The sequence below is a fragment of the Altererythrobacter sp. CAU 1778 genome (assembly GCF_054482795.1).
The window spans coordinates 614412-626961 of the sequence record NZ_JBTLRP010000001.1 but is presented as its reverse complement, the minus strand read 5'-3'; the positions used below and the strand labels follow the sequence as shown (position 1 = coordinate 626961).

Annotated in this window: 12 protein-coding genes; 5 read left to right on the top strand and 7 right to left on the bottom strand. The window is 65.2% G+C overall.

What is annotated here, in order from left to right; genetic code table 11:
• Positions 1-29: 29 nt before the first annotated feature.
• From ACXYN8_RS02765 to ACXYN8_RS02755, 3 genes are all read right to left on the bottom strand, one after another.
• Positions 30-899 carry a glycosyltransferase family 2 protein gene (locus ACXYN8_RS02765; protein WP_458887777.1) on the bottom strand — a complete coding sequence of 290 codons (870 nt, stop codon included), beginning with the start codon at positions 897-899 and terminating at the stop codon, positions 30-32.
• Between the two features lie 24 nt (positions 900-923).
• Complete coding sequence (locus ACXYN8_RS02760) at positions 924-1247, bottom strand: hypothetical protein (RefSeq protein ID WP_458887776.1); 324 nt, start codon at positions 1245-1247, stop codon at positions 924-926.
• A gap of 122 nt (positions 1248-1369) precedes the next feature.
• The gene (locus ACXYN8_RS02755) at positions 1370-2677 is read right to left on the bottom strand and encodes a cell wall hydrolase (RefSeq protein ID WP_458887775.1); all 1308 of its coding nucleotides are present in this window, start codon (positions 2675-2677) and stop codon (positions 1370-1372) included.
• Positions 2678-2766: 89 nt separating this feature from the next.
• Between ACXYN8_RS02755 and ACXYN8_RS02750 the strand changes: the two genes are divergently transcribed.
• Complete coding sequence (locus tag ACXYN8_RS02750; protein WP_458887774.1) at positions 2767-3816, top strand: glycosyltransferase family 2 protein; 1050 nt, start codon at positions 2767-2769, stop codon at positions 3814-3816.
• On the opposite strand, the gene ACXYN8_RS02745 is transcribed toward ACXYN8_RS02750, so the two are convergent.
• The 3 genes from ACXYN8_RS02745 to ACXYN8_RS02735 all read right to left on the bottom strand — a co-directional run bounded on the left by ACXYN8_RS02745 (position 3781) and on the right by ACXYN8_RS02735 (position 5746).
• Positions 3781-4668 (bottom strand): glycoside hydrolase family 16 protein, encoded by an 888-nt coding sequence (locus ACXYN8_RS02745; protein WP_458887773.1) that lies wholly within the window; start codon positions 4666-4668, stop codon positions 3781-3783. The genes ACXYN8_RS02750 and ACXYN8_RS02745 overlap by 36 nt on opposite strands.
• Positions 4669-4776: 108 nt before the next feature.
• Positions 4777-5070: a hypothetical protein gene (locus ACXYN8_RS02740; RefSeq protein ID WP_458887772.1), complete on the bottom strand. Its 294-nt coding sequence runs from the start codon at positions 5068-5070 to the stop codon at positions 4777-4779.
• A 61-nt stretch (positions 5071-5131) separates the two neighbouring features.
• A complete protein-coding gene (locus ACXYN8_RS02735; protein WP_458887771.1) occupies positions 5132-5746 on the bottom strand; it encodes a TetR/AcrR family transcriptional regulator in 615 nt (204 codons plus the stop codon).
• Positions 5747-5865: 119 nt separating this feature from the next.
• On the opposite strand from ACXYN8_RS02735, the gene ACXYN8_RS02730 reads away from it, so the two are divergent.
• Positions 5866-8220 (top strand): TonB-dependent receptor, encoded by a 2355-nt coding sequence (locus ACXYN8_RS02730; protein ID WP_458887770.1) that lies wholly within the window; start codon positions 5866-5868, stop codon positions 8218-8220.
• Positions 8221-8250: 30 nt separating this feature from the next.
• Here the strand turns inward: ACXYN8_RS02730 and ACXYN8_RS02725 are convergent, their stop codons facing one another.
• A complete protein-coding gene (locus tag ACXYN8_RS02725; protein WP_458887769.1) occupies positions 8251-9543 on the bottom strand; it encodes a sulfotransferase family protein in 1293 nt (430 codons plus the stop codon).
• A 148-nt stretch (positions 9544-9691) separates the two neighbouring features.
• On the opposite strand from ACXYN8_RS02725, the gene serS reads away from it, so the two are divergent.
• Genes serS through ACXYN8_RS02710 form a run of 3 tightly spaced genes read left to right on the top strand, consistent with a single transcriptional unit; the run spans position 9692 to position 12547 of the window.
• Positions 9692-10972: a serine--tRNA ligase gene (serS, locus tag ACXYN8_RS02720; RefSeq protein ID WP_458887768.1), complete on the top strand. Its 1281-nt coding sequence runs from the start codon at positions 9692-9694 to the stop codon at positions 10970-10972.
• Complete coding sequence (gene surE / locus ACXYN8_RS02715; RefSeq protein WP_458887767.1) at positions 10969-11730, top strand: 5'/3'-nucleotidase SurE; 762 nt, start codon at positions 10969-10971, stop codon at positions 11728-11730. The genes serS and surE overlap by 4 nt, the downstream gene beginning before the upstream one ends.
• A 10-nt stretch (positions 11731-11740) precedes the next feature.
• Positions 11741-12547, top strand: a complete 807-nt coding sequence (locus ACXYN8_RS02710) for a peptidoglycan DD-metalloendopeptidase family protein (protein ID WP_458887766.1) — start codon at positions 11741-11743, stop codon at positions 12545-12547.
• The last annotated feature ends 3 nt before the right edge of the window (positions 12548-12550 follow it).

Sequence of the window (12550 nt, the reverse complement as noted above, 5' to 3'; positions counted from 1 at the left end):
CGACTAGCGCCGGTCGCGCTTCGGCGATCTCACAGCTGTTCGATGCGCTGCGGCGTCACACGGCCCCGCAAAATGTCGGCAGCAGCAAGCGCGTTGCCGCGCAGCCGCCCGCGACGATCGATCCCGTTTTCGGGCCACAAGCTGCGCGATCCGTTCATGGCGATATTGCGCGCCATGAGCGACAGACCGTGCCAGCGGCCGATCGTCCCCTTGCGCAGCAGGTAGATGACATTGGCAACCTGCGAATAGCCGAGCCGAAGGCCCGATTGCCGCCCGCCGCGCGTGCCGAGGTGGATGCCGGTCAGGCCCGAAGTCCTGCGCATGGCACCGCGACGCGAAAGCCGGTTACTGAAATCGACATCCTCCTGCCAGCCGTAGAGGGGCAGCGCCTCGTCGAAACTCAACCCCGCGATGGCGCTGGTGCGGAAGGCCATGTTGCATCCGTAGAGCCAGCTGATCGGCTCCGGATCGGTGCCGATCGGCACCCCGCACCCCCGGTCGAGCGCATCGGCCGCATCCTCGAAGGCGATCTGGCTGGTGTGCGCACCGTCGGCCATCAGCACGCCGGTCAGGCCGACCAGCTTCGGATCCGCGGTGAACTCCCGCTCCATCGTCTCGAGGAAATGGCGCTCCGGCAGAAAGTCGTCGTCGAAGAAGACGATGGCATCGCTCTTCTCGCGCAGCATTTCGAGGGCGGCGTTGCGCTGCCTGCACAGCCCGCGCTCGGCCAGCAGAACCTGCGCGGCCGGGATCGCCTCGACGACCCCGGCCACGTCTGCGGCATCGCTGCCTACCACCACGATGCCATCGGCGGGCCTGGTCTGGCCGGAGAGCCGCGCCAGGCTGCGGCAAAGCAACTCCGCCCGACCGACCGATGCCACTGCCACCCAGATACGCATGTTAGCCATCTCCTGTCGTGCCCGTCAGTGCGGGTCTGCCGGTTCGCCGTCGAGCCGATCGGCCACCGCCCGCAGGATGTCCGGCAGGTCGGATCGCATATCGAACATCTCGTAGAGATTGATCGCCCCGCCCAGCATGGCGAGCGCGATGGTATGCCGTGCAAGCCCAAGCTCGATGAAGCGGGCATACCCCTCCATCATCGCTTCGCTGACGGCGACGAAATCGCTGTGGTGCGGACGGTCTGCCTCTTCGCGCATCTGAAACAGACTATCCGCCAGCTCGCGAGGCGTGGGGCGTCTTCCCGCGCTCCAGTGGCCGAAGACGCTGCGATCCCTTGTATCGTCCATAACCGGTGTTCCTGCTGCGTATTCGGTGGCTGTCCAAGCTCATGTCGCGGCCCCTGTTTCTGTGTTTTGTTAACCATGCTGATTACGGGTTTTCCGGCGAAAACCGCGATTTCTATTTGGAGCTAGCCCGAATTGATTGCCATCAGGCGGCGCAAGGCGAGATCGCTCGCCGGCAGGCACTGGCTGGCACTGGGCCGCTCGACGCGCGTACAGTCCCACAGTGCGAGGTCCATGCCCGATGTTGGGTCGCGAGCGAACAGGAACAATGGCCGCTCGCGTTGCGGAAGCGGCAGCGCGCGATTGCGCGCGACGCTGTCGTCCGTCGCGTAGGACAGGACGACGCAGCCCCTTGCCCCGGCGCAGCGGTTGAGTGCGGTAACGGCCCACCGCCCGCTCGGCTGCGCGCTGTCGACCTGAGCGAAAATGGCCGATGGCCGCTCCATCGCCACCGGCACGGCCCGGACTGGCGGCAGGGCAATGTCGGGCAGAAAGTCGACGTCGGCGACCTCTGGTTCAGCCCCGGTCAAGGTCTCTCCGGTGCGCGGATTGCGCTGTGGCCGTCGCGCCAGATCGTCTCCTGCGAAGGAGGCCACAAAGGCGCGATCGGCGTCCAGCAGCTCGGCAGAGCGAACCGGCAGCAGCGAATGGCCCTGGCCACGCCAGCGGTAGAAGATGTGACGGCCGACCGTGCTCAACCGCTCCAGCTTGCCGCTCCACCACGGGGAGACGTAATCGGCATGGTAGTGCGTGGCGTCGGCAACGCTGGGGTCGACCAGCCCGTCGAGGCTGGCTTGCGCGCGCAGGCGGGCAGCGCTCCATGTCGCTTCGCTGGGGAACCGCCGCCGCAGCGAGCCATCGCAGGTAAAGGTGAACTGGCAGCCGGTCTTGCGCGTGGAACCCTGGAACACGACGCCGCAAATGGTCTTGGGAAACGCCTTGTGCCGCGACCGGTTGAGCACGACCTGCATCACCGATTTCTGCGCCACCGGATCGTTGCCGGCTTCGTACCATGCCGCGGCAGCGAGACAGGCGACGGCAAGGTCGCGGGCGTCGGCGCTACCCTGAAAGAGGTATGGCGCGACGGCATTGAGCTGGTGGGGCGCCAGTTCCTGCTCTGCGCTGGCCGCCGCCTTCACGCCCGGCTGCACGGCATTGGAGCGCGCGGTGCGCCCCGGAACGGGAATGGCGGAAGCTTCCAGCCGCGCGACCTCCATGTTGGACACCCTTTTCGGAGCCTTGGCCTGCGGGGCCGCGAGAACCGCCAGCACCCAGAAAAGCGACAGGAAAACAGCGCCAAGATAGCGCCCCGGAACCGAGCCCAGTGTCCATCGCAATCCGTTGAAGCCCAGCGCCCGATCCATTGCCGCCTGCCTGTTTCCCTTGTCCGTGGTAGCTGGCCGATTGAACACCTTTTCGCGCGGCCCCTCCATGCGGCATTGGGCGTAATCGGCGGCGCAGAAGTCGTAGGCCGGAGTCGCAGCGGACAGCGTATCGGCAGGTTTGCTATCCGCGGTGCGATATGCAGACGGACATTCGATCAGCCCTGGTTGCAGGTGAGGCAGCGCATACCGGCGCTCCGCTGACGTTCAGCTTCGTCATCGCCAATTACAATTACGCGCGTTTCGTGCGCCGGGCGATCGACAGCGCGCTGGGGCAGGAGTGGCCCCACGTCGAGATCGTGGTCGTGGACGACGGATCGACCGACGGCTCGCGCGGGGTCATCCGCAGCTATGGCGACAAGGTAATTGCCATATTCCAGGCGAACGCCGGTCAGCGCGCGGCCAACAATGCCGGATTCGCACGCTCATGCGGCGATGTCGTGGTGTTCCTCGACGCCGATGACGTGCTGGAGCCGGGCTTCGCACGCGAGGTCGCCGCCGTTTGGCGGCCGGGGATCAGCAAGGTGCAGGTGCAGATGGCCCGCGTCGACGCGGCGGAACGCAAGCTAGGCTCGCTGGTGCCCGACATTGCGTGCGCCCCCTCTCCGGAAGAGATCCGCCGCTGGGCCACGATGACCAGCGAATATCCTACCCCGCCGGGTTCGGGCAACGCCTACGCCCGCACGTTTCTCGCGCGGTTCTTCCCCATCGGCGGGGAGCACGACGCCTTTACCGATTCCACCTGCCTCGCGCTGGCCCCGTTCCTCGGTGACGTGGTCACAGTGGCAAAGCCGCTGGTGCTCTACCGCCAGCATGGCGACAACGACAGCAACCTACTGGCCGACCGCAGCCGCTTCGCGCGCGAGGTCGACAGGGCCTACAGGCGGCAGCACAGCGCAGAGACGATCTGCCGCGCGCTCGGCACCGACAGGCCGCAGGAAAATTGCATCCGGCGCGGGCTGCACCTGCTCCAGTTGCGGATTGCGTCCCTCCGGATCAATCCGGCTATCCACCCCGTGCCAGGGGAGAACCGTCTGACGATGTTACGCGACCTTGCCGTATCGATGAAAGGACGCGGGTTCGAGCCGTTCGGTCGGCGGCTTCGCGTTGCGACATGGTCGCTGCTCGCACTGATCCTGCCGCGCGGCCCGGCGCTAAGGCTGATCCGCTGGCGCTTCAGCACGCGCTGAAATCTCCGCTGTTCCGCAATCGCCGCGTTCCTCCTCCGGGAGCGGTGCGTAAAGGCGCACGTAGTCGATCTCCAGCCGCGACGGGCTAGGGGTATTCTCGATCGAATAACCCGATCCGAGCGCAAGGTTGACGAGCGGAAACAGCGGGGCTTTCAATTCCGCCGGTGTCGGGTGCTGCCAGACAGGACGCCGGTCGAGATAATAGGTGATCCGATCTGGCGAGACATCGACGCCGAACCGGTGGAACCCGTCCGTGGGCCCGCCGCCGGGTATCGGGATACGCTGCGTGACGCCGTCCTTGCGGCCATCGATCAGCGGTTTGTGGTAGATGTGCCAGGTGGCATAGTAGGAACTAGGGTCGTGGCCGTAGAACTCCATGACGTCGATTTCGACATCGGGTGTTTTCCCGCGCCGGGACTGGTGGCTGTATAGCCAGAATGCAGGCCAGGTGCCGGGTCCGGGACCGACCTTCATCCGTGCTTCGAAATAGCCATATTGCTGGCTGGTCCCCGCCCCTTCGGTATCCGTGGCGGCTATCAGTCCGGAGGTCCAGCGACCGTCCCGGCGCTTTCGCGCGGTGATGACGAGCGTGCCATTCTCTATGGCGAACGGCCCGTCGGCGCCGGGGTCGAGAAACTGGGCGTCGCCGAAATCGCCGGCCCAAGGCGTATGCGCGATCCAGCGCTTGTCGCCCAATCGCCATGCCGCGATGCTCAGGTCGTCGAATTCATCCGACCAGAACAGTCGGTATTCGCATAGGTCCAGCCGCCTCTCGTCGACCGCCGCGCGCTGCGAGGGCGATCCGAGGACGAAGGCCAGGGCAGCCAGCCCGGCGAGCGCAGGGTAATGCATATCGTTGCCCCAGACTGAGAAGCCTGGGCATCATAGCACTGCGCAAGCAAAAATGCGCGCCCGGATGGTTCCGGACGCGCATTTCGCGTTCGTCTTGCCCGCAGGCTATCAGGCGGCGACCGGTTCCGGCTTGCTGGTTGCCGGCGCCGTGTCGATATGCGTCGCGGTCGAGGTTTTCGGCGGGGTTGCGGTGGTGGTGCGATCCCGCTTCACGTCGCCCTTGTCGGCGAGCTTCTTCCACGCATAACCGCCGACGCCGATTGCAATCATCGCGGGCAGGCTGAGGCGGCGAAGCACCATCGGTGCGATGAAGCCTAGCGCGGCCCCGGTCGTTCCGTCGATCTTGCTGGTTTCCCTTGCCGCACCTGCGCCAATGGCTGCGGTGATAATCTTGCCAATCATGGTAATCTCCTTTGGAAATCCAACGATTGGACAGCGAGGCGGTTCCGCGCTCAGCCGCTTCTCAGCGCGCCTGCAATCCACTTCGCAGCAACTCGCCCGCACGAGACGCGACAGCATCGAGATCGTCGCTCTCCTCGCTCCATATCGCATAGCGCATTCCGAGGAAGACGTTCATCCCCATGATCGCCCAGGCTTCCACCTCGGCGCAGTCGGTCCGCAGCTCACCTGCCGCGACTCCGCTGCGCAGGCGTTCGGAAATGCGGCCGGCGACAGAGGTGTAATGTGCGCGGTAAGCGGTCGGGTCGACGAACTCCGCCTCGTCGATGATGCGGTAGATTTCCTTGTGCTCGCTGGCGAAGGCGAGAAAGGCCGCCAGCGCGGATTGCTCGGTTGCCAGCGCATCCTTCGGTTCGGTGATCGCGCTTGCCGCGGCCTGTCGCACCGCGTCGGACAAGTCGCCGACGAGCGCACGGAAGATGGCGTCCTTCGAATCGAAATAGGTGTAGAAACTGCCCAGCGCGACACCTGCGCGGCGCGTGATCGAACTGATCGACGCCTCGTGAAACCCCCGCTCCCCGAATTCGACCGTCGCGGCATCGAGCAGCTTGCGCAGCGTCTTGCGCCCGCGTGCAGTGCGCGGTTCCTTGGATGATATCGCAGCTTCGCCCTGCGGCATGAAACCTCTCCTCCGAAGCGGCAGATACATGGCAGGCAAGCCCATCTCAACAACAAACTTGAAAGTCGGTTCAGTTTTCAATATTGCTTGCTGCAATAAGGTTTGGAGAGGACATTCCGATGAAAAAAGATACCGCTTTTCGCGGCGCCACGCTGATGCTCGGCGCGGCACCGATTGCCTTGCTGGCCGCACCCGCCGCGGCGCAGGACGCCACTGCCGTCATCGATACCGAGGAACAGACCGCCGCCGACAGCGCTGCGGACAACAGCGTGATCCTCGTCACTGCCCGCCGCCGGGAAGAGCGGCTGGTCGACGTGCCGATCGCGGTCACCACGCTCAGCGGAGAACAGCTGGCGCAGCGCGGCGCGCAGGACATTACCGACATCGGGCAAGTTGCGCCGAACGTGACGCTCGAAAGCTCGCGTGCGACCAATTCCACCCTCTCCGCCTTCATCCGGGGGATCGGGCAGCAAGACCCGGTTTCCGGCTTCGAACAGGGTGTCGGCATCTATCTGGACGACGTGTACCTCAACCGCCCGCAGGCCGCCGTGCTCGACATCTACGACGTCGAACGGATCGAGGTGCTGCGCGGTCCGCAGGGCACGCTTTACGGGCGCAACACGATCGGCGGTGCGGTGAAATACGTGACCCGGCGCCTGCCGCAGGAACTCTCCCTCAAGGCCCGCGCGACCTACGGCACCTACGATCAGGCCGAAGGCGTGGTCACCGTCAGCGGCCCTCTCAGCGACGAAGTGCGCGTGGGCGGTTCGGTTGCGCGCCTGTCGCGCGGGGGCTTCGGTGAGAACTTGACGCTCGGCACCGACAATTACGACAAGGACATCTGGGCCGGACGCGCGTCGCTCGAAATGGGTGGCTACGGTGCGCCTGTCTTCCTGCGGGTGCAGGGCGACTACACCCGCGACAAGAGCAGCCCACGCGGCGGCCATCGCCTGATCCCCGGCCTCGTCACCGGCGCGCCGGTGCTAGGCGACGTTTTCGACACGCGCGGCGGGCTGAACGACCCGGAACAGGATATTAAGGCCTACGGCCTGTCGATGAACGCCGAGATCGATCTGGGCGCAGGCATGACCTTCCGCTCCATCTCCGCATGGCGCGAGGACAAGAGCGAAACGCCGATCGATTTCGATGCGCTTCCCGCCGTCGATCTCGATGTGCCGGGCGCATATTACAACGATCAGATCAGCCAGGAATTCCAGCTTCTGTATGACGATGGCGGACCGCTGACCGGGCTGCTGGGGCTCTACTATCTCGAAGCTTCGGCGGACACGCTGTTCGATGTTCGCATCTTCACCACCTTTGCCGGACTGACCGCCTTTACGCAGGCGAATGTCGATACGGAAACCTACGCGGTCTTCGGCGACTTCAGCTACGATCTGACCGAACAGCTCAGCCTGTCCGTCGGGGGCCGCTACACCTGGGACGATCGCAGCGCGGACATCCTCCGTCAGAACTACCTCGGCGGCGGATCGCCGGAGTTCGGCGGAGCAGGCGTGCCTTTCGGTGCTCCGGGTACCGATTTCGAAGGATCGCGCAGCTTCGAGAAGTTCACCCCCCGCGCCTCGATCAGCTTCATGCCGACGCCGGATCACAATCTCTACGCCAGCTATTCCAAGGGCTTCAAGGGCGGCGGCTTCGACCCGCGCGGCGTGGGCGCGAATGCACCCGCAGCGATCCCCGGCGCACCCACCGACGCCGAAGTTGCCAGCTTCCTCAGCTTCCGGCCCGAACAGGTCGACAGCTACGAAGTCGGCTACAAGGCAAATCTGATGGACGGCATGGTCAATATCGCGCTGGCCGGTTTCTACGCCGACTATACCGACGTGCAGATCCCCGGATCGGTCGCCTGCGAAGTCGGCGGCCTGCCGAGCTTCTGCGGGGTCGTTTCCAATGCGGGCAAGGCAACTTTCAAGGGCGTCGAGTTCGAAGGCAACGCGCGCCTCGGCGGCGGTCTGGGAGCGGCGGTTTCGGTCGGCTACATCGACGCGCAGTACGACGAATACATCACCAATATCGGCGGCGTACCCACCGATGTTGCGGAGTATCGCGAAGTGCAGAACACGCCGAAGTTCACGGCGTCCGGCACACTCAGCTACACTGCCGACATGGGCGCGGGCGAGCTTTATGCAGGGACAACGCTGTCCTACCGCAGCAAGACTTACCAGTTCGAGATTCCGAACCCCTATCTCGACCAGTCGGGCTACGCGCTATGGGACGCGAGCGTCGTCTACACCGGGCCGGAAGATCGCTGGAGCATCGGATTGCTCGGCAAGAACATCCTCGACAAGGAATACAAGACCAGCGGCTATACCTTCGTCGCCACAAATCCGGTGACGGGCGACATCGTCAATGGCGCCAACGGTTTCCCCGTTCCGACGTTGGGGCCGGAAGGCACGCTGACGGCATTCTATGGCAACCCGCGCCAGGTCTTCGTCACCGCCACGTTCAACTACTGATCGAAGTGCTCTCTGCCGAAGGCCGCCTGCCTAGCTGCGGGCGGCCTTCGTTCTTTGCGGTTCGGGGCGATCCTCCACGGCAATCCCGTAGCTGCGCACGTATTCGCCCAGTTCGGCATCGACCTGCTCTGGCGTGAGGCCGAATTCGGCGAGGCTGTAGCGATGCGGGCGCCGCTTCAGATCGCGGGTTCGCGACAGGTAGTTTTCCATTCCCGGCAGCGCGGGCGCGATGTCGAGGCCGAGGAAATCGTACACCCGCCCCATGGCGCCGCGCCAGTCGCGATCCATCTCGTCGAAATGGACGTCGATCATCCGTTCGGCGGGGATCGCATCGCGCGCTGCGCGCATCCGCTCGATCATCAGCGTGGTCTTGCGCAGCCATTCCTGCCCGATGCCGTCAGGCGGAACGTCGTCCGAATAGATGATCGTCTGGTTCCAGGCGAGCGAGGCAGCGCTGCCGACCACCGCCTGCGGGTCGCGATGGGTGAAGATCAACCGCGCGTCGGGGAACACGTCGAGCAGTGCGGGCAGATCCAGCATGTGCTGCGGTGTCTTGAGGATCCAGGGCCGTAACGATGATACCTGCTGCGACCAGCCGGTCAGGCGCAACAGGTCCGCCATCCCGCGATAGGCCGGGCGCGCGTCCTGCGCTTCGCACCAGCGGCCGTAAGACGGCACCTGCCATTGCGCTTCGTGCTTCATGCCCCAGAAGCTGTTGACCAGCAGGCCGAGTTCTTCCTCCGGTTCCATCGGGCCGGTCGGGTGGATGTTGAGCGTGCGCGGGTTGGCTATGCGAGCCACCTTCATGATCCGCGCGGCCAGCGTCTGGCGGAAATCCGGTGTACCGGGCTCGAAATCGGGGCGCGGCACCGGGCTGATCGTTTCGAAACTGCGAAGGTGAGAGAACCGCCGGTCGGCGGCAAGCAGGCGATGCATCCGGGTGGTACCGGACCGCATCGGGCCGACCACGATGACCGGGTGCGGCAGCGGGCGCGCGAGAATCTCGGGATGCCGCTTGAACCACATCTGCGCCCACAGCCGGTCCTTCAAGACCTTGTGGAACTGCAGCTTCGCAGCCATCACCCCGGCATCGTTGAGCTTCGCTTCCGCCTCGATCGAGTCCAGCAGCACGTCGAGCGGCTTGACGAACCATTCGTCTCCGAAATCGTCGAGACCGGTCTCTGCCGCCGCATCATCCATCAGGGCCTGCCGCTCAAGCAGCGGACGTTTGCGAATGCCGGTGCGCCATGCGAACCCCATCCATGCGTCGAGCAGATCGATCGCACGGCTCCGGCGGGGCGGCTGGATGGGCTTGTCCGTCACGTAACCTCGTTGGCGCTTTACTGATGACCGGCGGCTGAAGGCCGCGGCAGTGGCAAATCTACCTCCGGCGGGCAACTCGGTTCCCCGATAGCTCCCCGGCGCTATGGATGCTGGACAAGCCCTCCGCTGCGCGGGCATAGGCCGCGCCATGCACGATATCCGCACCATTCGCGACGATCCTACGGCTTTCGACGCCGCCCTCGCCACGCGCGGTTACGCGCCGGTCTCGTCCCAGATCCTTTCACTGGACGAGGAACGGCGCGGCCTGATCACCCGGTTGCAGGAGGCGCAGGCCCGCCGCAACGAAGCGAGCAAGGCGATCGGCCAGGCCATGGGACGCGGCGACAAGGACGAAGCCGAGGCGCTGAAGGCCGAGGTGGCCGGGTTGAAGCAGTCCATGCCCGAGGTCGAGCAGCAGGAACGCGACCTTGCCGACAAGCTCGACACGCTTCTGGCGAGCATTCCCAACCTTCCCGCAGCAGATGTCCCGCAGGGCGAGGACGAGAACGCGAACGCGGAAGTTGCGCGATGGGGTACTCCGCGTGCATTCGACTTCCAGCCGCAGGAGCACGCCGACTTCGCCCCTGCGCTTGGCCTCGATTTCGAGACTGCGGCGAAAATGTCCGGCGCGCGCTTCGCGTTCCTGAAAGGCCAGATGGCGCGGCTCGAACGCGCGCTCGGCCAGTTCATGCTCGACCTGCAAACGGAAGAGCGCGGGTACACCGAATGTCAGCCGCCTTTGCTCGTCCGGGACGATGCGGTGTTCGGAACGGGGCAATTGCCCAAGTTCGCGGAGGATCTTTTCGCCACCACCGATGGCCGCTGGCTGATCCCCACCGCCGAGGTCAGCCTGACCAATTCGGTGCGCGAGCAGATCGTCGACGACCTTTCGCAGCCCATGCGACTCACCGCCCTTACCCCGTGTTTCCGCAGCGAAGCGGGATCGGCGGGGCGCGACACGCGCGGCTATATCCGGCAGCACCAGTTTTCGAAGGTCGAGCTGGTCTCGATTTGCCGCGAGGAGGACTACGAAGCGGAGCACGAACACATGGCTCGCTCCGCTGAACTGGTGCTCGAAAGGCTGGAGCTACCCTACCGCAAGATGCTGCTGTGCACCGGCGACATGGGCTTCGGCGCGCGGCGGACCTACGACCTCGAAGTGTGGCTGCCGGGGCAGGACGCCTATCGCGAAATCAGCTCGGTCAGCTGGTGCGGCACTTTCCAGGCGCGGCGCATGAATGCGCGCTACCGACCGGAAGGCGAAAAGAAGACCGAGTTCGTGCACACGCTCAACGGTTCCGGCCTCGCGGTCGGGCGCACACTGGTGGCCGTGCTGGAGAATTACCAGCAGGCCGACGGCAGCGTGATAGTACCCGACGCGCTCAAGCCCTACACGGGCGGCATGGTCGTGCTGGAGCAAGCGGCATGAGGATACTGCTGACCAACGACGACGGCATCCACGCCCCCGGCTTCGCGGTGCTGGAAGAAATCGCCGCGCAGCTGAGCGACGACGTCTGGGTCTGCGCCCCGGCGGAGGAACAGTCCGGCGCAGGCCATTCGCTGACGCTCAACCAGCCCGTGCGTCTTCGCCAGCTGGGCGAGCGGCGCTATTGCGTGACCGGTACGCCGACCGACACGGTGATGCTGGCGCTGCAAACGCTGTTCGACGAGCACAAGCCCGACCTGATCCTGTCCGGCGTCAACCGCGGCGCCAATCTGGCGGACGACATCACCTATTCGGGGACGGTCAGCGCGGCGATGGAAGGGGCGCTCGCCGGGGTCCGATCGATCGCGTTGAGCCAGGTTCTGGACCGCGACGGTGCGCATGAAGCCTTCGATGCGGCCCGCCAATGGGGTGTCGAAGTGCTGCAAAAGCTGATCGACATGCCGCTGGTCGACCGCACCTTGATCAACGTCAACTTCCCGCCACGGCCCGCGAGCGAGATCAAGGGCATCCGCGCGGTGCGGCAGGGCTTCCACGACTATTCGCGCGCTTCGGTGGTCGAAGGCCGCGACCCGCGCGGGCTGACCTATTACTGGTTCGGACTGCACGCGATCGAGCACACGCTCGATCACGGCACCGACCTGGAGGCAATCGCCGACGGCCATATTGCCGTGACCCCGCTGCAACTCGAATTGACGCACGACGCTTCGCTCGCCACACTGCGCCAAAGGTTTGCGGGATAGGAATTTTTCCATGACACGCTGCGCCGGGCTCGTCGCCGTATTTGCCGCGCTGCTTCTCGGCATGACGACAGGCGCGCTCGCCAACCCCGCGACCGAGACCGAGCACACGGTCGAGGAAGGGGAGACGATGAACGGCATCGCCAACCGCGCAGGCGTTTCCGCCAGCGTGATCGCGGCGGCCAATGGCATCTCGGAACCCTACGTCGTCAAGCTCGGCCAGAAGCTCGTCATCCCGCGCCAGCGCACGCATGTGGTGAAGGAAGGGGAGACCGGCCTCGGGCTCGCCAATCGCTACGGTGTGCCCTTCTCCGCCATCAAGACGGCGAACAAGCTGGCGGGCGACGGCAGTATCCGCGTCGGGCAGAAGCTGATCATTCCCGCCGTCATGCCGGAAACGAAACTCGCCCGCCGCGCCCTGCCCGCCACGAGCGCGCGCACGCCGGACTTTCGCGCGCCGCACGACGGCGACCTGCTTTACACCTACCGTTACCGCGCGGCCGACAACGCCGGACACGAAGGCTTCGATTACGCGGTCGATCCCGGCGACATGGTTCGGGCTTCTGCCAGCGGGCGAGTCATTTTCGCCGGCGACGAACCGGTGCGCTTCGGCAAGATGGTCATCATTTCCCACGGCGGAGGCTGGCACACCGTCTACGGCCACATGACCGATGTCACTGTGAAGCGCGGTGAGCAGGTCAGGCAGGGCGAGCGGATCGGCATTGCCGGACAGGGCGGCAAGGCGGAACGGCCCGAACTGCATTTCGAAATTCGCAAGAACCGCAAGCCGGTCGATCCCGCTCCACTGGTTCACGACTGAAGG